The following is a 20,096-nucleotide window of genomic DNA, read 5'->3' on the forward strand; positions in this document are numbered from 1 at the left end:
GGTTCTCGCCCTCGCCACGGTGGTGACTGCGGCCATACGTGATCGAGGTCCAACTCCCCAGCAGGAGGTGGCCAGCGAGGGCGTACGGATCTCGGTGCCAGCGGAGTGGCCACGCAATGCCCTCAAATGCGGTACGCCGATGCGCGACACCTACATCGTGGACCTTGATGTGATCGCGGGCTGCGCCGTGTTGCCGAGACCTCCAGGGGCTTTGCGTAGTCGCCTGAGGGTGCTTCCGACCTGGGCTTTCGCCGGGTCATTGGCCTGATTGGAGGGTGGCGTAGGACGGGTGCGGTCCGTCGGTGATCATGGAGTTGCTGAGACAACATGACACCGAGAAGGACCACACCCGCGCATGTCATCATCGCTGATCGACGTGATCCGTCACCATGCCCCCGCCCCGCCCGGCTCCTCGACTGTTGGCGGTGAGGCGTTTGGCCTGTTGGAGGCCCTGGAGAGGGTGCCCGATCCGCGTGACCCGCGTGGTGTCCGGTACCCCCTAGCCAGCGTGCTCGCGGTCGCGGTGTGCGCGGTGATGGCCGGGGCTTGCACTTTCGCCGCGATCGTCGACTGGGTCGATGATCTCGATGCGCCGGCGTGGGGCCGGCTCGGGTTCACTGGTCGGGTGCCGGTGCTGAGCACGGTGTGGCGGCTGCTGGTCCGCGTCGACGCCGAGACGTTGACGGCGGTCCTGGCCGACTGGCTGTGCTCCCGGGTGTCGGCGCCGTCGGTGCGGCGGGTCATCGCCGTTGACGGCAAGGTGGTGCGCGGTGCGGTCCTGACCGAGGGACGGGTTCATCTGCTGTCGGCCTACGACACGTCAACCGGTGTGGTCCTGGCGCAGGTCCAGGTCGCGGCGAAGTCGAACGAAATCCCGGCGTTCGCCCCGCTGCTGGAGCAGGTCAAGGTCCGGCTGGGCGGCCTGGCCGGGGTGGTGATCGTCGCGGACGCCCTGCACACGCAAGTCGCTCACGCCCGAGCCGTGGCCGCTGCCGGCGGGGACCTGTACGTGTCGGTCAAGGCCAACCAGCCGACCTTGTACGCCCAGCTCAAACGGCTGCCGTGGGCGCAGGTGCCGATCGGGGACCAGCACCGCGACACCGGCCACGGCCGCTGCGAGACCCGGACCGTCAAGGCGTTGACCCTCCAGACTCCCGGCGGCATCGGCTTTCCTCATGCCCAGCAGGCCGTCCGGATCACCCGCACCCGCATGATCACCGGCAAGCGCACCCGGGAGACGGTCTATCTGGTGGCGTCACTGCCCGCCGCGCACGCCCAGCCTGCTGACCTGCAGCAATGGGCCCGGCTGGAATGGCATATCGAGAACCGGCTGCACTGGGTCCGCGACGTGACCTTCCGCGAGGACGGCCACCGAGCCCGCACCGGCAACGGCCCCGCCGTCGCAGCCGTCCTCCGCAACACCGCCATCGGATTCCACCGCGGCAACGGCGAAACCAACATCGCCCGAGCCACCCGACGCGCCAACCGCCGCCCCCACGACCTCATCACCACCGTGACCAGCAGCTACTCGACTACGCAATGACCCTGCCGAGACCTCGCGTCGACTACGCCGAGATAAAGCGCGCGAATCTCGATCTCGACCCGGTCGCCCAGCTCGCCACCGAGGCGAGCGAAGCATTCGGCCACCCCGTCCTGCGGGGCGGCGACGTGCTGCCGGATGGCCGGACGCGGCAGGTGGTGGTGGTCCCCGACCGACAGGTACTCCTCGTCGCGGTGTCCAGCAACCCGGCGGTCGCCGAAGCGATCGTCCGTTCACTCCGAGTCGACTGACCTGCGTGGGCACCCCCAGCGCCTCGCTTACTGTCGGTCAACCAGGAACGGGATCTTGGAAAATTCCGTTAGCTGCTAACGACAACTGTCCGAAATCTTGTGCCCACCTTGGAACAGAGGCGTTACCGATCAGGTGGAGGCTGGCGTTACTCGAATCCGCGCTCCGGCTCGGCTACGTACACGCCTTTTCCGGGATGCCCTTCGACCAACTCTCTGTCTTTGAGCAACGACATGACACGGTGGATCGTGGAGATGTGCACACCGTGCTGCTCGGCGAGTTGACGCGTGGACGGTAGCTTCTCCCCAGGCGCAAGCTCGCCAGATTTGATCTTGCTCGTGATCTCGTTCGCTATGCGGCGGTAGTCGACTCTCTCGGTCGGCATGTCGATCTCCGTCGGTTCCCTGGCTTCGGCGCGCCAATTCGATCACGCGGGAACCTGTTCCAGCAAGTTTCATGCTCTAGGCACATGCGCCTCCTTGACCTACTCCAACTTGTTGGAGTAGGTTGCTGTCCGGGCCGGTTCCCTGGTTTCGGCAAACTCCTCGGTTCCGGCCCGCATACCCACCTCGGACAGTGCTACGCCCACGTTCGGGGTGGGCACCTGTTCGACACCGGGCGGAAGGTGCCACATGGTCGACCCCGTTGACATGCAGTCGAATGCCGTCGGATCTCCTGACGAGATCAGTGTCCTAGACCATCACGGAGAGGAACGGCGGGAACTGGCGTTCGGCCTCCTCAAGTGCTCCCGGTCGGCAGAACATGGATAGTCCGCGCGCAGTTGAACAGGAGCGCGGCGTGCAGAGTGAGGTGCCGATCGGGCGGCGGGTGGCGTACTGGCGGGCGCGGCGGCGGATGTCGCAGCAGGTGTTCGCCGACCGGCTCGGCAAGTCCAAGAGCTGGGTGGACAAGGTCGAACGCGGGGTACGAGCCCTGGACAAGGTTTCCACGCTGCGGGACATCGCTGCCGCGCTGCGGATCGATCAGGCGTTGCTGCTCGGTCAGGAGAGTCGACCTGTCGAGGCGACCACCAGGGTCGAGGGCGTCGAGCAGATCCGGGCGGCGCTGTCCGCGTACGACATCGCTCTGGATCGGCCGGCGGCGCGCCGGGACGCGCCGGACGGTGCTCGGCTGGCGCGCGGAGTCGCGCACGCCTGGACCAGTTTTCAGCATGCGCGGTACCCGGCGCTTGTCGGTCTGCTGCCGGAGTTGCTGGCCGGGGCGCAGCGCGGCCACGCCCACGATCCGCAGGCGGGCCGGGTGCCGCTGGTGGAGGCGTACCGGGTGACCGCGTCGCTGCTGGTGAAGCTCGACGAGACCGAGCTGGCCTGGCTCGCCGCCGACCGGGCGATGACGGTCGCGACCGGTGATCCGCTGCTGGTGGCCGCCGCCACCGTGCAGCTCGGCCAGGTGTTGCGGGCCGGCGGTCGGGCGCGGGAGGCGGGTGCGGCGGCGCTGGCGGCGGCGTACCGGATCGGCACGTCCGACCTCGACGTGGCTCGGGTGTCGCTCTGCGGTGCGCTGCTCGTGCAGGCGGCGCTCGCGGCGGCCCGGCACTGTGACGACCGGGCCGCCGCCCGCGTCGACGAGGCCGCCGACCTGGCCGCCGAGGTCGGCGACGGCAACGACCATCATCACACCAGCTTCGGACCGACGGCCGTGGCGCTCGCCCGGGTCGCTGTCGCGATCGATCTGGGTACGCCGGACGAGGCGATCGTCCGACACGAGAAGGCGGTCGCACGGGACGGCTGGCGGTGGCTGCCGCCGGAGCATCGGGCCGCCCACCTGATCGACGCCGGGCGTGCGTACCTTCAGGTTGCCGACCCGGTGAACGCGGCCCGGGTGCTGCTGGAGGCCGACCGGACGGCGCCCGCCGAGGTGCGCCACCGACCCGCCGCCCGCAACGTGCTCGCCGCCACGGTCCGCCATCCGGGTGCTCCCGCCACGGTCGTCGCGCTGGCCGCCACCCTCGGGGTGACCCGCGCATGACCGCACCGTTGCTCACCCTGGCGCAGATCCTCAACCGGCTCACCCTGACCGCCCGCTGGACCCTGCGCGATCACCAACCCGGCTCCGACGGTCGCTGCCCGATCTGCCGTGTCCCCGACTGCGCCGTGGCCCGCGCCGCCCGCAACCTCCTCACCGCCCTCAAGCAGACCCGCTGGACCGGTGACGGTGACACTTCTGATCCGTGGCAGTCGCGGTAGTCGACACGCCGGGCGGTTGGCGCTTTCACTGCCACAGATCCTTCGGCAACCGGTTACGACGGCGCGGGCTGGGGCGGGAGGTCGGGGGCGAGGAGGCGTTGGCGTTCGGCGGCCACCACTTCCTGGACGAGTTCGGCCTCGGACAGGTCCACCGCCTCGGGGCTCGCGTCGGCCGTGTCGCTGACCCGGGCGAAGTCGTCGAAGATGCGGCGCTTGCCCGCCAGCAGTTCGGTGATCCGCTGGTCGACGCCCTCCTCGGAGAGCAGCCGGTGCACCTGCACCGACTGGACCTGTCCCATCCGGTGTGCCCGGGCGATGGCCTGCGCCTCGGTGGTGGGTTTGAGCTGCGGTTCACAGATGACGACGACGGAGGCGGACTGGATGTTGAGCCCGACGCCACCGGCCACGATCTGGGCCACCAGGGCGGCGCCATGGCGGGCGGCGGAGAAGTCGTCCACCATCCGCTGCCGGTGGTTGGCGGGCACCGAGCCGGTCAGCGGCCCGAAGACCGGGCCGGGAAGGGTCCGGGCGACCAGGTCGAGGACCTGCCGGAAGTGGGAGAAGACGATGATCCGGCGCTCGTTCTCGGCCGCCTCCCGGACAAGCTCGACGAGGCGCTGCACCTTGGTGGACTCGGCCGCCGCAAGCATGGCCGCCTGGCGCATCTGCATGAAGTTCCCCCGCTCGACCGCCTCGCGGTAACGCCTGGTGTCCGCCGGAGACATCGGCAGCCACTCCTCGACCTCGATCAGTTCGGGCAGTTCGTCGAGCACGTCGTCCTGGTTGCGGCGCAGGTACGCCGGTGCGATCTGCCGCCGGAACCGTGCTGGCGACAGGTCGGTGGCGTCGACGGTCAGGTCGGGGCGTACGTAGGAGGCGAGGTTGCGGAACTCGTCGACCCTGTTCTCCAGCGGCGTGCCGGTGAGCAGGATGGCCCGGTCGGCGCGTGCGACGAGTTCCTTCGTCCTGATCGACCGCTGCGCCTGGGGGTTCTTGACGTAGTGGGCCTCGTCGACCACGACGCACGCCAGGTCGGGCGACTCCGGTAGCCGCGGCCCCCACCAGGCGAGGGTCTCGTAGGTGGTGACCGCCACGCCTCCGTCCCGCTGCCAGGCACGGGCTGCGGTCTCGCGCCCCGCGCCGTGCACGCGGTGCGGACGCAGCCTCGACTTGCCGCTGATCTCGCGGACCCAGTTGGTCACCACGGCGGCGGGACACACCACCAGGAAATGGGTGTCTCCCGTGCTGTGCAGGTGTGCCAGCACCGCGAGCGCCTCGACGGTCTTGCCGAGGCCCATCTCGTCCCCGACGATGACCTTCCGCTGGACCAGGGCGAAGCGGGCGGCGAAGCTCTGGTAGCCGCGCAGGGAGGCGGTCAGGTGCGCGCCGTCGAGTGCCTGGTCGCGTACCGCCTCGATGATCTCGTCCGGGAGGTCGCCGTGCGCCGCGTGCTCGTCACCGCTGGCGAATCCCAGCTCGGCGAGCATGGCGAGGTAGTCGGCGGGGCGGGCGAGGAAGTCGTCCCACGGGTCGGCACGCAGCTTCCGTCGACCGGGCGCGGTCGACCTGCCGAGCAGCTCGGCTCGCCGTTCGACGATCTCGATGCTCTCGCGGAGACCGCTGGCGGCGAGCCCTCGGGTCGGCACCACCAGCAGGTGGCTGGTCCTGCGGTCGATGGTGCCGCCCAGCGGCGCGAGTTCGGCGGCGCGTTCGAGGTCGGCTGCCGCGCCGTGGGTGCGCCGGTGCGCGTCCCACTCGGCGAGGCACCGCAACAGGTGGGTGGTCTCCGGGTGGCGGTGGTCGACGTCGATGCGGACCGGCGTGTCGTCGTAGGTGGTCTGTCGCAGGGTGTGGGCCGCACCGATCAGGCGACGGGCCGAGGTCTCCCCGACACCCGGAAGCGCCTGAAGGGTCGCGCCCCGGTGCAGCACGTCCTGCACCGTGGTGACTCCGGCGTCGGTCAGTGGCCCGAGGCGGAACCGGTCCCGGGTGACGGTCCGTACCGCCTCCACCGGCATGTCCCGCAGGATGCGTTGCACCTCACGATGTCTGACCTGCTCGCCCGCTTCACGTGCCGCCGACCGGTACTTGGCCTCGCCGGCCACGACCTTGTCGATGGCGGCAAGTGCCGCCGGCAGGCCCCCGAAGACCGACCGGTCCACCAGCTCGGGCTCCCAGCCGACCCGACCCGCCAGCTCCGGCTCGAAGCCGCGCCGCCCGGCTGGCTCGGAGCCGCGCCGCCCGGCTGGCTCGGAGCCGCGCCGCCCGGCTGGCTCGGAGCCGCGCCGCCCGGCTGGCTCGGAGCCGCGCCGCTCAGCGGGATCAGAGCCGGGGCGCTCGGTGAGGAGTGCGAAGCGAAGGGCCGGGTCGAGTAGGTCGTCCAGGCCGTTCCGGGCCGGGTCAGGGGGTGCGGTGTGGACGCCGAGCTGCGCCAGACGCTCGGGCCCCTCGGCGGCGGTGACCTCCGCGTACCGGTGACGCAGGAACGTCGCCGCGGTGGCCGCCGATTGTCTCCTCGCCGGCCCGGTGAGGTAGCGGCGTACGTCGAGCATCGGCGCGAGGTCGGTGACGGCGCGGGGGGCGTCATCGGTGAGCAGGCGCAGCAGGGCACGGTCGGCGTTCGTCGTCGCGGGAAGCATGGCTCGTTCCCGTAGCCGTCGGACGATGTCGCGGTCGCTGTCCCCCAGCGGGAGTACGCGCCAGGCGGGCTTGCCGGACCGGTCGACCAGGACGCTGCGGGCCCGCATGGTGGCTTCGGCGCTGCCGGCCGCGTGCTGAACCGCCCGGTGCCAGTTCTTTGCCGTCGTGGCGAGCTGACCCCACCGTCTGAAGTCCGCCACGAGCCGACGGAGTTCTTCACGCTCGGCCTTGTCCATCCGCACCCCGGCCCGGTACCCCGCCAGCCACCCGCCCATGCCGCATAGCTGACCATGCCGCCTGCCCGACCACGGCACACGCCTCCACAGCGCACTCCCGAACTGGCACGTGGCGGCGCCCGCTCGGGCACCGGCCGGTCATCCCGGCGCGGCCCCGTTGTCCACCAGCCGGAAACGCGTGGTCAGCGCGGCGTCGCCCAACTCCTCCAGGATCAGGCCCCGGGTCGCCGAGTTCTGTAGGTAGGCCGAGTGGCTGCTGATCGCGTACGTCGGTTCGCCGGCGCGTTGTCCACTCCGGACGACCGTGAACTGCTGTCTCGGCTCCTGCGGCGCGCAGGCGGCCGCCACCACCCGCAGCGGCTGGCTGCCCGACGACCGCACCTCCCAGCACACGTCGGTCGCTCCGCCGCCCCGCTCGGCGGCCCGGACCTGGTAGGTGTCGGAGCCCAGGGGCGTGAACACGAACAACTGGCGGCCCTCGGCGCCGTCGACCTCGGCGAGGCGGCCGTCGGCGAGCAGTGACAGCCCACCGCTCTGCTCGGCCGCGCGGACGACGGTCACCTGCCGCCGCCCGGACAGCAGCGGGTCGTTGCTCGGCGGGCCGGACGTGGCGGCCGGGTCGGGGCTGGTCGACGCGGTGGCCGGGGCCGTCGTCGGGCCAGCCGGCCCGACGGGAAGGGAGTCCGGATCTCCCGATGGACGGGCCAGGACCGCGCCGGCACCGAGCAGACCGACGAGTACGGCGGCCAGGGTGACGGATGCCGCCTGTCGGCGGCGGCGACGGGTGTCGCCCCGGCGTCGGACGTCGGCCGCGGCCGGCACCCTGCCCTGCCGGCCGTGCCCGGCCAACGCGCGCAGGGCCTCGTCGAGGTGCGGCTCAGGAACCATCACTGCCCTCCCCCGCCCGTGGTCTCGTATGCGTCGTCGCTGAGGTGCACGGCGAGGGCCCGGCGTCCCCGGGCCAGCCGCGTCTTGACGGTGTTCACGTTGCAGCCGATCTCCGCCGCGATCTCGGTCACGCTGAGCCCGACCAGGTGGTGCAGCACCACCACCCGCCGCTGCTCGGCGGAGATGCGGCGCAGCGCCGACACCACCGCCACATGATCGACCGAGGTCGCCTCGACCTGCTGGCCGGCCGCCTCCCGCCGGTGGGCACGCAGCCGGTTCACCGCCTTGCGCCACGCGCTCACCGCGATCCGATAGGCGACGCGGCGGACCCACGCCTCCGGGCTGTCGCACTCCCGCACCGACGCCCAGCGGTCCCAGGCCCTGGCGTACGCCTCCGCCACCGCGTCCTCGGCCTCGGCGCGGCTGCCGGTCATCGCGGACAGGTGGCCCAGGACCCGCTGCGCCGACGCCGCGTAGAAGGCGTCGAACTCCTCAGCGTCGCGTTTCACTCACGTTCCCACCCGTACTGTCGCTGCTGATCGTGCCCGGCGGACGACGCACGCCCCCGGGCCGGGACCGGGGGCGCCACGGGTGTCCTACCTTCGGGGTGCCGGTCCGGTGTCGGTGAACCGGAAGCTACTCGCCGGAGGGGCGTCGCCCAACTCCTCCATGATCAGACCGGATCGCGCGGAGTCCCGCAGGTACGCCCACCGGTTGCTGATCAGGTACTCACGGGGACCACCGTCGGCCACGGCGGTGATCTCGAAGCGCTGGGCCGGGTCGTCGGCCCGGCAGGTGGTGCCCCGCACGTACAGCGGCCGGCTGTCGCCCGGGTTGCGTACCTGCCAGCAGACCGGCTGCCCGGTGCCGCCGCCGTAGTAGGCCTTGACGAGGAACTGTCCCGAACCCACCGGAGTCGGCACGAACACCTGCCGGCCCCGGTCGTCGTCCACCTCCGCCAACCGGCCGCCGTCGAGCAGCGCCAGCCCGGACTCGAAGGCGCCGACCCGGACGATGGTGACCCGGCGCTTGCCGGACAGCAGCGGATCCCCCGCCGACATGGGCCGTGGCGTGGCCGCCGACGCCGCACCGTCGGGCGACCGGACACCCGCCACCGCGACCGGCTCGCCGGAGGCCGGACCCATGGAGTACATGCCCACGGCGGTACCGGTCAGCACCACCAGGCCCGCAGCGGCGAGCCACCTACCCAGCAACACGATTCCTCCCGAGCTGCTCAGCACCGGGGTCAGCCACCGGGTGGCGGCTGATCCTCGGTCGATTCAGCGAGATGACGCGTACGGCTGGTGGAGGGTTTCACGGTCGGTCGAATCTCTTGCGTCCGGCTGCACCCGGCCGGATCGCGGGCCGTCAGCTCAGCTTGACCAGGCGCATGCCGGTGCGGATCAGCACCACCGCGCCACCGGCGGCCATGACCAGGCCGACGCCGGGCATCAGTTGCCCCCACGCGCCGGTGCTGGCGCTGAGGCTGATCAGGCGGGCCACCTGCCACCCGACGATGGCGGCGACGACCAGCCCGGGGATCAGGCTGTGCGCGATGGCCACCTTGCGGTACGGCAGCAGGGCGCCGGCGACGGCGAGGAACGCCATGCTCAGCGTCCACAGACCGGGACCGGCCGCACCGGAGAGTGACCCGAACGGCGTGATGACCCAGGGCAGCAGCGAGCCGACAAGCGCGAGCACGCCGCCGACGATCATGCCGAGACTGCCGGCGTGGAAGACGCGCCGGCGAACCGGGGCGGCGGTGGATGCGGTGTCGGCCATGTCCGGATGCTAGGCGCTGCGCGCCGTTGACCGGACGGGCAGATCGGTGAGCGGTCGGGCGGGATCGGTGGACGGGCGGAACGGGCCCGCGAAAACCACGAAAGCGGACGATTCAGCATCCCCGTCCGGGCCGTTCGACCGTTCGCGGAGTCCAACGGACCGCTCGGCGACCCGAAGCCGCACCTGACCGGATCAACTCTTGCCTGGCCAGGCTGCGTCACGTTCGCTTCGCAGACCACAGGTGTGACCGACCGCACAGCCACGTCGAGCAGTACGGCGACGCGGGTGGGCGGGTCGGGCCCCGGCACCAGCACCGCGTCACCACCAACCGGGCGCCGTGTCGCAGGCCCCTCGCCGGATCTACCGGTTCCATACCGACTAGGAGGCTCCAGACATGACCGAGGTAACCCCCGACAAGGAGACCCGTGGCGGTGAACCGCCACCGGCGGCACCACCACCGGCGTCCCCGCCGGACAACGGCTGGCGCAAGGAATACTGGAGCCGCAACCTGCGGCTCATGGTGATTCTCCTGGCCGTCTGGTTCGTCGTCTCGTTCGGCTTCGGAATTCTGCTTGTCGAACCGCTCAACAACATCGTCATCGCCGGATTCCCGCTCGGCTTCTGGTTCGCCCAGCAGGGATCGATCTACGTCTTTGTCATTCTCATCTTCGTGTACGCGAAGATGATGGATCGCCTCGACAACCAGTTCGGCGTGGACGAGCAGGAGACCGAGGGGGCTGACAAATGAGTCAGATCCAGATCTGGACCCTCGTCTTCATTGTCGGGTCGTTCGCCGTCTACCTCTACATCGCCTGGCGCAGCCGGGTGAAGGAGACCGCCGGCTTCTACGTCGCCGGCCAGGGCATCCCCACCATCGCCAACGGTGCCGCGGTGGCGGCCGACTGGATGTCGGCCGCGTCGTTCATCTCGATGGCCGGCCTGATCGCGTTCCTCGGCTCCGACGGCACCATCTACCTGATGGGCTGGACCGGCGGCTACGTGCTGCTGGCCCTGCTGATCGCCCCGTACCTGCGCAAGTGGGGCAAGTTCACGGTGCCCGAGTTCGTCGGTGACCGGTACTCGGAGACCGTGCGCACCATCGCCGCCGTGGCCGCGATCATCATCTCCTTCACCTACGTGGTCGGACAGATGCGCGGTGGCGGCATCGTCTTCAGCCGGTTCCTCAAGCTGGACGTGACCCAGGGCGTCATCCTCGCCGCCGTGATCATCGGGCTCTACGCGGTGCTCGGCGGCATGAAGGGCATCACCTGGACCCAGGTGGCGCAGTACACGGTGCTGATCGTCGCCTACCTGATTCCCGCCTTCGCGGTCGCCCAGCAGATGACCGGAATTCCGATTCCGCAGGTGTCGTTCGGCCAGATCCTCGACGAGCTGAACGCGATAAGCGTCGAGATGGGGTTGAACCAGTACACCGAGGCGTTCGCGGCCCGGCCGCAGATCGACGTCTTCCTGGTGACGATGGCGCTGATGATCGGTACGGCCGGTCTGCCGCACGTCATCGTCCGGTTCTACACGACGAAGACCGTACGCGGTGCCCGCTATTCGGCGTTCTGGGCGCTGTTCTTCATCGCCCTGCTCTACACCACCGCCCCGGCGGTGGGTGCCTTCACCAAGCTGAACCTGCTCCAGGACGTCAACGGGGTGTCGGCCGACGCGCTGCCCAGGTGGATCGAGAACTGGGCGGCGACCGGGCTGGTCACCGTCAGCGACGGCGCGACGACAATCAACACGGTCAGCAACAGCCCGACCTCCGGCGCCGACCTGATCGTCAACAACGACATCCTGGTCCTCGCCAGTCCCGAGATCGCCGGCCTGCCGGCGCCGATCGTGGGTCTGGTGGCGGCCGGCGGCATGGCCGCCGCGATGTCCACGGCGGCCGGACTGCTGCTGGTGATCTCGTCGTCCTTCTCGCACGACCTGTACTTCCGTCGGGTCAAGCGGGACTCCACCGACAAGCAGCGACTGCTCGCCGGTCGGATCGCCATGGGTCTCGCGGTCCTTGTCGCCATCTACGCCGGCATCAACCCGCCCGCGTTCGTGGCGCAGGTGGTCGCCTTCGCCTTCGGCCTGGCGGCGTCGACCTTCTTCCCGGCCATCGTGCTCGGCATCTTCTGGAAACGATGTAACGCCACCGGCGCGGCGGCCGGCATGGTGACCGGTCTGGTGTTCACCGCCAGCTACATGATCTACACGCTGCCGGTGTTCGGCACCGCGGCCAACCCGCACATCTTCGACATCAGCCCGGAGGGCATCGGCACCATCGGCGCGATCGTCAACATCGTCGTCACCGTCGTGGTGTCGAAGATGACGGCGCCACCGCCGGACGACATCGTCGAGATGGTGGAGAGCATCCGCTACCCGGCCACCCGGCGGGAGGTGACCGCCGGCACCGCCGCCGACGCCGCCTGACCCACAGCCATATCGAGAACCACCGGTCGCCGGTCCCGCCATCGACGTTGGGGCCGGCGACCGCCCCGTTCCGGAGAACCTGGGTCCGCTCAAGATCCGCGCAACATCGGGGAAACTGCTGCCTCAGCCCGGCCTGAGGCAGCAGTTTCCCCGATGTTGTCCCCCTCGGCCGGTGTCGTCGTCGGGAGGGGCGTGCTGGGGTGGGGTGGGTGGGGTGGGTGGGGTGGGTGGGGTGGGTGGGGTGGGTGGGGTGGGTGGGGTGGGTGGGGTGGGTGGGGTGGGTGGGGTGGGTGGGGTGGGTGGGGTGGGTGGGGTGGGTGGGGTGGGTGGGGTGGGTGGGGTGGGTGGGGTGGGTGGGGTGGGTGGGGTGGGTGGGGTGGGTGGGGTGGGTGGGGTGGGTGGGGTGGGTGGGGTGGTGTGAGGTGTGTTACCGGTGTTGTGGGGAATCAGGTCGGCGGCTGCGGGTTGGAGCCAGGTATGACCATCGCACCACGATCCGCCCCGGCTCCGGCCCGGCGGGAGACCTTCCGGTGAGCGCCGTCGACGACGCCGCGCCGCCGGCCGCGCTGATGCCGGGCGACCTGATGAGCCGCCGCCAGCGCCTCCGTCTCATCCTCGTCCTCGGCTCGCTGATCGCGGTGGGCCCACTGACCATCGACATGTACCTTCCGGCGTTGCCCTCGATCGTCGACGACTTCGGCACCACCTCGGCGGCGGTCCAGCTGACGCTCACCGGCACGCTGATCGGCCTCGCCCTCGGACAACTGCTGATCGGTCCGCTGTCCGACGCAGTCGGTCGGCGGACGCCGCTGATCGCCGGCACCGCACTGCACATCGTCGCGTCCGTGAGCTGCGCCCTCGCCCCGAACATCACAGTGCTCGGCGCGCTGCGGGTGGTCCAGGGCCTGGGCGCGGCGGCGGCCGCCGTGATCGCCATGGCCGTGGTCCGCGACCTGTTCAGCGGTGCGGCCTTCGCCCGACTGCTGTCCCGCCTGTTGCTCGTGATGGGCGCCGCGCCGATCCTCGCGCCCACCCTCGGCAGTGAACTGCTGCGGTGGACGCAGTGGCGCGGCGTGTTCGCCGCCCTCGCGGTCTTCGGCGTACTGCTGCTGCTGATCGCGATGCTGGGCCTGCCCGAGACGCTGCCACCGCTGCGGCGCCAACGCGGCGGTGTGCTGCCCACCGTCCGGCTCTACGGCGCGCTGCTGCGGGACCGTGCCTTCGTCGGGCTGGTGCTGGTGGCCGGGCTGGCCATGGCGGCGCTGTTCGCCTACGTCGGCGGCTCCTCGTTCGTCCTGCAGGAACGGTACGGGCTCGACGAGCAGCAGTTCGGGCTGGCCTTCGGGGCCGGGGCGGTTGGGCTGATCGCGGCCACCCAGGGCAACGTACGGCTGCTGCGGCGCTGGTCCCCGCAGCGGATCCTGGTGTCCGCCCTGATCGTGGGCTCCGCCGCCAGCGTGCTGCTGCTCGGCCTCGCCGCGACCGGGATCGGCGGCCTGCCGGCCCTGCTCGCGTCGCTGTGGGCGGTGCTCGCGGCGGCCGGCCTGGCGTTGCCGAACGCTCCCGCGCTGGCCCTGACCCGACACGGCGAGGCGGCCGGCACCGCGTCGGCGCTGCTCGGCGCGGTGCAGTTCGGCATCGGGGCGGTGGCCGCTCCGCTGGTGGGTGTGCTCGGCACCGGGGCGGTGGCGATGGCCCTGGTGATCGCCGGTGGGATGGTCGCGGCATTGGTCGTGCTCGTCGTGGTGGTCCGCCCCGGCCGGCTGGCCGTGCCGGAGCCGGAGACGGTGCTAGTCACGGCCCACTGATGGTCACCGGAGGATCTCGTTTGCTCAACAGAACCGGGACCGCTTGAGTGTCGCGGTAAGTTCTTGGCCCGCTCGGACATTACCTGGTGTGGAACGCGACGATTCAGCCAAGCAGCAGGAGCAGCGTCTCGTCACGCTGTGGACCGAGTACGCACCCCGGGTGATGGCGTACGCCCTGCGACACGTGGATCCGGACACCGCCCAGGAGGTGGTGTCGGAGACGTTCCTACTGGCCTGGCGACGACTGGCGAGGGTGCCGGACGACCCCCTGCCCTGGCTGCTGGTGGTAGCCCGCAACACCATCGCAAACCTGCGCCGCTCGGCGCGCCGACAGTCCCGGGTGGCCGTCGAACTGGAGCGTTTCCGGCACGTCGCCGAGCCAGCGACCGCCGCCGACGTGCTCGCCACCGAACGCGCGGAGGTGCTGACCCGGCTTGCCGCGCTGACTCCCACCGAGCGGGAAGCAGTGCTGCTGGTCGCCTGGGACGGCCTGACCCCGAGGCAAGCGGCGGGGGTCGCCGGCTGTTCGGTTCCGACCTTTCACGTACGGCTCTCCCGGGCTCGGCGGCGACTAGGTACCGACACCGACCCGCCTGCCCTGGCCGACCCCAAGACCCCACGTCCGGTCCCGTTCGCTGGAGGCAACGCATGACCGACAAGCGCGACTTGATCCACACTCTGGAGAAGCTCAGGCCGGGCACCACCGTGACGGACCAGTGGCCGACAACGGCCCGGGAGGCCGCGCTGGACCGGCTACTGAACGCCTTGCCTCCACCCGTTCGGCGCACGCGTGACCGACGGATGCTGCTCACCGCCGCGCTGACCGTCGGTTTCGTGGCCTCCGGTGCGGGTGTCGCCGCCGCCGGTGGGCTGCTACCGGAGTCGTTCACCGGCCCGCTGTCGTTCTGGTCCACAGAAACGAAAGACACGGTGAACGCTCAACAGGCCCGGCGGGTGGCCCAGATGCCAGGCCCTGACGGCCTGGTGCTGTCGGTCTGGTCCGCCACCGCCCCGGACGGCACCACCTGCATCGCCCCCTTGTTCGAGCCGCCAGGCGACCTGGACCGTCCGGCGCCGGTGAACTTCACGCTCGCCGGTGGCCAGTGCGCCCGGCCCGAAGACTCGGAGCCGTTCGCCAGCACCAGCGCCTCGACCGACGAGAACGACCGGCACACCATGTGGGCCAACGCCGGGAACGCGGCGCGGGCGGAACTACTGCTCTCCGATGGGACCGTCCGGCCGGCGATACTTACGGAAGGCTTGTTTGTTTTCTGGTACGTGGCCAACAGGACCATTGATCCACCGACGCTTGTCGGTTACGACGCGACCGGCACGGTGATCGCGGAACGATCGCTGCCCGACCTGACCGGCCTCGAGCCACGTGTGGTCCGCTGACACGAGCGAATGCATGTGAATCTTGGTCCGTGAGCGCCCTCCTGGGGGCGCTCACGGACCAAGATCTTTACGGCGTGGAGCCGGGGGTGGGGAATCGGTGCCAGACGCGGTGGTTGGCCATCAACTGCTGGACGGCGGTCAGGACCTCACTGGCGGAATCGCCGGTGAGCACGCCCGGCGAGCCGTTGACGCCGGCCTGTTCCAGCACCGTGACGCCGGTCCCCCACGCGCCGATGGCCTTGGCGTGCCGCCAGCACTCCTCCACCATCAGCAGCACCCGGGGGTCGACGGTGGCCGAGCCGGCCGCGCCCGCCTTGGCGTCCCGGGCCGGCATCGCGTCCGGTGCCGGCGCGGGCGCCGAGGCGAGCAGGAGCGCGTCGAGTTCGACCGAGCGGCCGGTGGCGAAGCTGCGTTGCGCGGGCAGGTCACCGATCGTTCCGCCGTGCGGCGCGATCAGCAGCGGGACCATGTCGGCGGCGAAGACCGCCTCGCGGGCCGCCCGGACGCTGTCGAGGTCGGCCTCGGGGTCGATGACGATGCCGACCATCCGGCCGTCGGCCGGCCACTGCCGCCCTACCTGGGACAGCGCCGGGCTGGGCTCGACGTCCGCCAACGGCACCGTCGGCTCCGGCGCGGGTAGACCGAGGCCGGTGGCCACCTGGGCGCAGAGCACCGGGTCGATGTTGGCCAGGCACTGGAGCTGCCGTTCCTTGATCGCCTGGTGGTAGCACTTGCCCAGCTCGAAGGTGTACGCCCGGATGATGTGTTCCCGCTCGACCGGGGACATGCTCAGCCAGAACAGGCGGACCTGGCTGAAGTGGTCGTCGAACGAGGCGGGGTTGGCGCGTACCTTGGGCGCCTGCGCGACCTGCACCGGCACGTCGACGAACGGGTGGTCGTCGTCGCCGGCCGGGAACGGATTGCCACCGTCCAGGGAGTTCGGCCGGTACGGTGCCACGCCCGCGTGCACGGCCTGCTGGTGGAAGCCGTCGCGCAGCATGTCGTTGACCGGGGCGTGCGGCCGGTTGATCGGGATCTGGGCGAAGTTCGGCCCGCCCAGCCGGGTCAACTGCGTGTCGACGTACGAGAAGAGCCGTCCCTGCAGCAACGGGTCGTTCGTGACGTCGATGCCCGGCGGCAGGTGTCCCACGTGGAAGGCGACCTGCTCGGTTTCGGCGAAGAAATTGGTCGGCGTGCGGTTCAGGGTGAGCTTGCCGACCGGCTGCACCGGGGCGAGTTCCTCCGGCACGATCTTCGTCGGGTCGAGCAGGTCGATGCCGGCGAAGGTCTCCTCGGGCGTGTCGGGGAAGACCTGGAGGCCGAGTTCCCACTCGGGGAACGCGCCGGCCTCGATGGCGTCGTAGAGGTCACGCCGGTGGAAGTCCGGGTCGATGCCGCCGAGCAGCTGAGCCTCCTCCCAGGTCAGGGAGTGCACGCCCAGCTTCGGCTTCCAGTGGAACTTGGCCAGCACCGTCTCGCCGGCCGCGTTGACCAGCCGGAAGGTGTGCACGCCGAAGCCCTCCATCGTCCGGTAGGAGCGCGGGATGCCCCGGTCGGACATGTTCCACATGGCGTGGTGCTGCGCCTCGGTGTGCAGCGAGACGAAGTCCCAGAAGGTGTCGTGCGCGCTCTGGGCCTGCGGGATCTCGCGGTCGGGGTGCGGCTTGCCGGCGTGGATGATGTCGGGGAACTTGATGGCGTCCTGGATGAAGAAGACCGGCATGTTGTTGCCGACCAGGTCGAAGGTCCCCTCGTCCGTGTAGAACTTGGTGGCGAAGCCCCGGGTGTCGCGGACGGTGTCAGCCGAGCCCCGGGAACCGAGCACCGTGGAGAAGCGGACGAAGACCTCGGTGGTCCGGCCCTTGGCCAGGAAGCCCGCCCGGGTGACGGCCTCGGCGGTGCCGTAGGCGGTGAACTCGCCGTGGGCCCCCGCGCCGCGGGCGTGCACCACCCGCTCGGGGATGCGCTCGTGGTCGAAATGGGTGATCTTCTCCCGCAGGTGGTGGTCCTGCAGCAGGACGGGCCCGCGCGGGCCGGCCTTGAGGGAGTGGTCGGTGTCCCGTAGCCGCGCACCCTGCGCGGTGGTGAGGAAGGCACCCTGCTGGCCGTTGGCGGTGGCCGGCGCGCCGGTCTCGGCGCCGGTGGGCGTACGGGTCTGCGGAGCGCCCTGCTCGGGCTTGGGCGGTAGCGGTTCGTGTGGCGTCGTCGGCTCGTCGCGCGGCGGCGGGGCGCTGCCCGGCGCACCGGGCACCTGTGGGGTGCCGGCGTCGGTCACCTTCTCCGCCGCGGCCTCCACGACATTCCTTACCGCCTCGGCGGGGTTGCGGGCGTTCATCTCGACGGGTACCTCCCTGGGGCACGAGAGCCAGATGACCAGGGCGGTACCCGGGGTGGACCGAGCAAAACGGAGCGAATGGCGCGGATGTGGGTATCTTCGATCACTCCGGCCGGAGCTGCTCGTAGTACGCCTTCATCGGCGGGTGGTAGTCGTCGAACGACGGCATCGCCGTGTCGTCGCGCGCGGCCACCAGACAGTCGAGGTAGTACTCCCAGCCCGGGCCCACCTCACCGATGCCGGTGGCGTCGTCGAGATGCTGCACGAAGCGCAGCTCGGTGCGCTCGCCGTGTGAGGTGAGCAGCAACTCCAGCACCCAGTGGCCGTACTCGTCGCGCATGGACACGGCCAGCCGCCGGGGCGGCTCACACGCGTCGATCCGCAGATCGGACCAGGGCGCGTCCTCCTCCATGGCCATCTGGACCCGGACGGTGCGGCCCGGCGCGGCGTCGCCCTCCCAGGGCCCGAACCACCGTGCCGTGCGTTCCGGCTCGGTGAGGCTGGCCCACACGTCGTCGATCGGGGCCGGGAAGGTGCGGGTGAGGACCAGGTCGACGCCGTCCTCGGCGCCGAAGAGTCGGCCGGTCGGGATTCGGGTCATGCGGTGCGCTCCTGAGTGGCGGATGGCGAGTCGCCGGTACGGCGGTCGCGGCGGGCACGGTAGACCTCGGTCTCCAGGGCGTCGAGGCGACGTTCCCAGAGATCGGTCCGGGTGAACGGGGTCAGCCACCGGATCAGCTCGGCGAGCCGGGTCGGATCCAGTTCGTAGAGTCGCCGGCGGCCGACGACGGTGTCGCGGACCAGGCCACAGTCGCGCAGTACGCGCAGGTGTCGGCTGATCGCGGGCCGGCTGATCTCGAACTCCTCGGCGATCCGCCCGGCCGGCAGCCGACGCTCACGCAGCAGTTCGAGGATGCGCCGCCGCACCGGGTCCGCGATCGCGGCGGCCACGTCGTCCACGGCCAAAGCGTAACCCATCAGTTACGCTTTCGCTCGCGCTGGGCACCCCGGGCGGCCGTGGCCGGACCACCCGCCGTTGCGCAGGCGCCAGCCCAGCGTTCCGTACCAGATCATGAGCGGCAGGTGCAGGAGGTAGCCGAACTGCTCCAGCGTCGCCGACGGCCCGGCCACACCCGTGGTCCAGGGCAGCACCACCGCGGCGAGGCCGACCATGGCGGCGAAGGCACCGACGCGCCGCAGCCCGGCCGGCATCGGTACGCAGACCACGGCGGTTGCCGTGGCGGCGACCCAGAGCAGCCCGGCCAGATTGACGGTCCACTTGGCGGTCAGCAGGATCGCCCCGGCCACGGCCACGACCGACGGATCGGTGCGATCGGCGGACAGCTGGGTGACGGCCAGGTTCCCCGCGTCGTGCAGCAGACCCGCCAGGCCGGCCGCGGCCAGCAGTCCGGCCGGCAGCACCGCCAGGCGCTGCCCGGTGCGGACGATGGCGGCCAACGCCGAGAGGGCCGCGCCGGTCAGCGCGAGCCACCCGACGACGTCGAGGGCCAACTCGGTCAGGTGCAGTCCGGCCCGGGCGTGCACGGCGGACAGCGTGGCCGCCGGCTCGGCCGGATTCAGGGTCAGTCCGGATGGCACGGCGACGGCCGCACCGGCAACCATGGTCAGCAAAGAGGTCAGCAGCAGGGCACCGGTCAGCCGGGCCGGATCGATCTGGTGAGCCCGTCTCATGGGCGCCGACGCTAGAACCTTGTCGCAGCGGCAAGGTCAAGCCACGAGGAGGACCGGTGTGGCGCATCGGTGAGCTGGCACGGATGTCCGGGGTGTCGGAGCGCACCCTGCGCCACTACGACAAGGTCGGGTTGCTGCGACCCGCGGCGGTCGATGCGACCACCGGCTACCGGTGGTACGGCGTGCCCGAGCTGACCCGGCTGGAACACATCAGGGGCCTGCAACGACTGGGCCTGTCGCTGCGCCGGATCGCCGAGCTGTCGGACGCACCCGACGCACAGCTGCGTCAGGCGTTGGCCGAGACGGTGACGGCCCTGCGCCGCGACATCGCCACCATGGTCGAGACGGTGGCCGCGGTCGAGGACCGGCTCGCGACGGACAGCCCACTGTTGCCCCGACGGGCCCGCGTGGCTCCGCGACAGCTACGCCTACGCCGCGTGGAGGTGGCCGACACGGTCGAGGTGGCGGCGCTGTGTACGGCTGCGCCGGCCACCCTGGTGACCTGGCTGTCCGGTGCCCCTGCCGGCGCCTTCACGGTCGCCGTGACCGACGTGCGGGGCACGACGCTCACCCTGCCGGCCCGCACCGTCGTCCGGGCGGTCGTGCCACCGGGGTGTGGTGTGGCCCGCGCCGGGCTGGACCTCTTCGACTGGTTGTGCCGGCACCGCCTCTCGCCCGCCGGCCCCACCACCGAGGACCACGTCGTCGACGGTGACGGCATGAACGCCATCGTGCTGGAGATCCCGGTCCGGCGCTTGACCGGTTGAGGTCCCTGGGCCGTCGCCCCCGCACCGCATCTGGCCGAGATTCCCGCGCCGGTGGCCGACAACGGCAGCGGCACTCACCGGATTTCCTCCACCGGACCGGGCTTACTAGTGCAAAAGTGGCAGAGAC

21 protein-coding genes are annotated in these 20,096 nt (G+C 70.9%); 11 read left to right on the forward strand and 10 right to left on the reverse strand.

Translation table 11 applies throughout. The features are described from left to right. Nucleotides 1-355 precede the first annotated feature (355 nt). Entirely contained in the window at nucleotides 356-1,543 is a 1,188-nt protein-coding gene (locus tag O3597_RS12190) for an ISAs1 family transposase (RefSeq protein ID WP_281601448.1), read from the forward strand. Continuing rightward, nucleotides 1,540-1,791 carry a hypothetical protein gene (locus O3597_RS12195; protein ID WP_281604217.1) on the forward strand — a complete coding sequence of 84 codons (252 nt, stop codon included), beginning with the start codon at nucleotides 1,540-1,542 and terminating at the stop codon, nucleotides 1,789-1,791. The genes O3597_RS12190 and O3597_RS12195 overlap by 4 nt, the downstream gene beginning before the upstream one ends. 146 nt (nucleotides 1,792-1,937) lie before the next feature. Here O3597_RS12195 and O3597_RS12200 read toward each other — a convergent pair whose 3' ends face one another. Next, on the reverse strand, nucleotides 1,938-2,174 hold the full coding sequence (locus O3597_RS12200; RefSeq protein ID WP_281604218.1) for a winged helix-turn-helix domain-containing protein: 237 nt from the start codon (nucleotides 2,172-2,174) through the stop codon (nucleotides 1,938-1,940). A 413-nt stretch (nucleotides 2,175-2,587) separates the two neighbouring features. Here O3597_RS12200 and O3597_RS12205 point away from each other — a divergent pair, with 413 nt between their 5' ends. Beyond that, on the forward strand, nucleotides 2,588-3,778 hold the full coding sequence (locus O3597_RS12205; protein WP_281604219.1) for a helix-turn-helix domain-containing protein: 1,191 nt from the start codon (nucleotides 2,588-2,590) through the stop codon (nucleotides 3,776-3,778). Next, entirely contained in the window at nucleotides 3,775-3,996 is a 222-nt protein-coding gene (locus O3597_RS12210; RefSeq protein ID WP_281604220.1) for a hypothetical protein, read from the forward strand. The genes O3597_RS12205 and O3597_RS12210 overlap by 4 nt, the downstream gene beginning before the upstream one ends. A 53-nt stretch (nucleotides 3,997-4,049) precedes the next feature. Here O3597_RS12210 and O3597_RS12215 read toward each other — a convergent pair whose 3' ends face one another. The 5 genes from O3597_RS12215 to O3597_RS12235 form a co-directional block, all read right to left on the reverse strand. After that, nucleotides 4,050-6,911: a DEAD/DEAH box helicase gene (locus O3597_RS12215; protein ID WP_281604221.1), complete on the reverse strand. Its 2,862-nt coding sequence runs from the start codon at nucleotides 6,909-6,911 to the stop codon at nucleotides 4,050-4,052. Between the two features lie 99 nt (nucleotides 6,912-7,010). Beyond that, nucleotides 7,011-7,760, reverse strand: a complete 750-nt coding sequence (locus tag O3597_RS12220) for a hypothetical protein (protein WP_281604222.1) — start codon at nucleotides 7,758-7,760, stop codon at nucleotides 7,011-7,013. After that, a complete protein-coding gene (locus tag O3597_RS12225; RefSeq protein ID WP_164447139.1) occupies nucleotides 7,760-8,269 on the reverse strand; it encodes a sigma-70 family RNA polymerase sigma factor in 510 nt (169 codons plus the stop codon). The genes O3597_RS12220 and O3597_RS12225 overlap by 1 nt, the downstream gene beginning before the upstream one ends. 87 nt (nucleotides 8,270-8,356) lie before the next feature. Next, the gene (locus O3597_RS12230; protein ID WP_281604223.1) at nucleotides 8,357-8,977 is read right to left on the reverse strand and encodes a hypothetical protein; all 621 of its coding nucleotides are present in this window, start codon (nucleotides 8,975-8,977) and stop codon (nucleotides 8,357-8,359) included. Nucleotides 8,978-9,128: 151 nt separating this feature from the next. Beyond that, entirely contained in the window at nucleotides 9,129-9,542 is a 414-nt protein-coding gene (locus O3597_RS12235) for a hypothetical protein (protein ID WP_093402168.1), read from the reverse strand. A gap of 394 nt (nucleotides 9,543-9,936) precedes the next feature. Here O3597_RS12235 and O3597_RS12240 point away from each other — a divergent pair, with 394 nt between their 5' ends. The 6 genes from O3597_RS12240 (at nucleotide 9,937) to O3597_RS12265 (ending at nucleotide 15,175) form a co-directional block, all read left to right on the forward strand. Beyond that, entirely contained in the window at nucleotides 9,937-10,290 is a 354-nt protein-coding gene (locus O3597_RS12240; protein ID WP_164447142.1) for a DUF4212 domain-containing protein, read from the forward strand. Next, entirely contained in the window at nucleotides 10,287-11,972 is a 1,686-nt protein-coding gene (locus tag O3597_RS12245; protein ID WP_164447143.1) for a sodium:solute symporter family protein, read from the forward strand. Before O3597_RS12240 ends, O3597_RS12245 begins: the two co-directional genes overlap by 4 nt. A 214-nt stretch (nucleotides 11,973-12,186) precedes the next feature. Then, nucleotides 12,187-12,393: a hypothetical protein gene (locus tag O3597_RS12250; protein ID WP_281604224.1), complete on the forward strand. Its 207-nt coding sequence runs from the start codon at nucleotides 12,187-12,189 to the stop codon at nucleotides 12,391-12,393. 109 nt (nucleotides 12,394-12,502) lie between these two features. Further along, nucleotides 12,503-13,780, forward strand: coding sequence for a multidrug effflux MFS transporter (locus tag O3597_RS12255; protein WP_281604225.1), 1,278 nt, complete (start codon nucleotides 12,503-12,505; stop codon nucleotides 13,778-13,780). An 88-nt stretch (nucleotides 13,781-13,868) separates the two neighbouring features. Continuing rightward, complete coding sequence (locus tag O3597_RS12260) at nucleotides 13,869-14,432, forward strand: RNA polymerase sigma factor (RefSeq protein ID WP_281604226.1); 564 nt, start codon at nucleotides 13,869-13,871, stop codon at nucleotides 14,430-14,432. Then, nucleotides 14,429-15,175 (forward strand): hypothetical protein, encoded by a 747-nt coding sequence (locus O3597_RS12265; protein ID WP_281604227.1) that lies wholly within the window; start codon nucleotides 14,429-14,431, stop codon nucleotides 15,173-15,175. The genes O3597_RS12260 and O3597_RS12265 overlap by 4 nt, the downstream gene beginning before the upstream one ends. A 67-nt stretch (nucleotides 15,176-15,242) precedes the next feature. Here the strand turns inward: O3597_RS12265 and O3597_RS12270 are convergent, their stop codons facing one another. The 4 genes from O3597_RS12270 to O3597_RS12285 all read right to left on the reverse strand — a co-directional run bounded on the left by O3597_RS12270 (nucleotide 15,243) and on the right by O3597_RS12285 (nucleotide 19,202). Further along, nucleotides 15,243-17,510 carry a catalase gene (locus O3597_RS12270; protein ID WP_281604228.1) on the reverse strand — a complete coding sequence of 756 codons (2,268 nt, stop codon included), beginning with the start codon at nucleotides 17,508-17,510 and terminating at the stop codon, nucleotides 15,243-15,245. Between the two features lie 103 nt (nucleotides 17,511-17,613). Then, a complete protein-coding gene (locus O3597_RS12275) occupies nucleotides 17,614-18,111 on the reverse strand; it encodes an SRPBCC family protein (RefSeq protein ID WP_164447145.1) in 498 nt (165 codons plus the stop codon). Next, the gene (locus O3597_RS12280; RefSeq protein WP_281604229.1) at nucleotides 18,108-18,470 is read right to left on the reverse strand and encodes a metalloregulator ArsR/SmtB family transcription factor; all 363 of its coding nucleotides are present in this window, start codon (nucleotides 18,468-18,470) and stop codon (nucleotides 18,108-18,110) included. The genes O3597_RS12275 and O3597_RS12280 overlap by 4 nt, the downstream gene beginning before the upstream one ends. A gap of 21 nt (nucleotides 18,471-18,491) precedes the next feature. Beyond that, nucleotides 18,492-19,202, reverse strand: coding sequence for a hypothetical protein (locus O3597_RS12285; protein WP_281604230.1), 711 nt, complete (start codon nucleotides 19,200-19,202; stop codon nucleotides 18,492-18,494). Between the two features lie 56 nt (nucleotides 19,203-19,258). On the opposite strand from O3597_RS12285, the gene O3597_RS12290 reads away from it, so the two are divergent. Next, nucleotides 19,259-19,969: a MerR family transcriptional regulator gene (locus O3597_RS12290; RefSeq protein ID WP_281604231.1), complete on the forward strand. Its 711-nt coding sequence runs from the start codon at nucleotides 19,259-19,261 to the stop codon at nucleotides 19,967-19,969. Nucleotides 19,970-20,096: the final 127 nt, after the last annotated feature.

Source organism: Verrucosispora sp. WMMA2044 (genome assembly GCF_027497155.1).
GTDB classification, from domain to species: Bacteria; Actinomycetota; Actinomycetes; order Mycobacteriales; family Micromonosporaceae; genus Micromonospora; species Micromonospora palythoicola.

Excerpts from the sequence above, each read along its gene's own strand:
- O3597_RS12190 (WP_281601448.1), top strand. The coding sequence starts at position 356 with ATGTCATCATCGCTGATCGACGTGATCCGTCACCATGCCCCCGCCCCG.
- O3597_RS12195 (WP_281604217.1), top strand. The coding sequence starts at position 1,540 with ATGACCCTGCCGAGACCTCGCGTCGACTACGCCGAGATAAAGCGCGCG.
- O3597_RS12200 (WP_281604218.1), bottom strand. The coding sequence starts at position 2,174 with ATGCCGACCGAGAGAGTCGACTACCGCCGCATAGCGAACGAGATCACG.
- O3597_RS12210 (WP_281604220.1), top strand. The coding sequence starts at position 3,775 with ATGACCGCACCGTTGCTCACCCTGGCGCAGATCCTCAACCGGCTCACC.
- O3597_RS12215 (WP_281604221.1), bottom strand. The coding sequence starts at position 6,911 with ATGGGCGGGTGGCTGGCGGGGTACCGGGCCGGGGTGCGGATGGACAAG.
- O3597_RS12220 (WP_281604222.1), bottom strand. The coding sequence starts at position 7,760 with ATGGTTCCTGAGCCGCACCTCGACGAGGCCCTGCGCGCGTTGGCCGGG.
- O3597_RS12235 (WP_093402168.1), bottom strand. The coding sequence starts at position 9,542 with ATGGCCGACACCGCATCCACCGCCGCCCCGGTTCGCCGGCGCGTCTTC.
- O3597_RS12240 (WP_164447142.1), top strand. The coding sequence starts at position 9,937 with ATGACCGAGGTAACCCCCGACAAGGAGACCCGTGGCGGTGAACCGCCA.
- O3597_RS12245 (WP_164447143.1), top strand. The coding sequence starts at position 10,287 with ATGAGTCAGATCCAGATCTGGACCCTCGTCTTCATTGTCGGGTCGTTC.
- O3597_RS12265 (WP_281604227.1), top strand. The coding sequence starts at position 14,429 with ATGACCGACAAGCGCGACTTGATCCACACTCTGGAGAAGCTCAGGCCG.
- O3597_RS12270 (WP_281604228.1), bottom strand. The coding sequence starts at position 17,510 with ATGAACGCCCGCAACCCCGCCGAGGCGGTAAGGAATGTCGTGGAGGCC.
- O3597_RS12275 (WP_164447145.1), bottom strand. The coding sequence starts at position 18,111 with ATGACCCGAATCCCGACCGGCCGACTCTTCGGCGCCGAGGACGGCGTC.
- O3597_RS12285 (WP_281604230.1), bottom strand. The coding sequence starts at position 19,202 with ATGAGACGGGCTCACCAGATCGATCCGGCCCGGCTGACCGGTGCCCTG.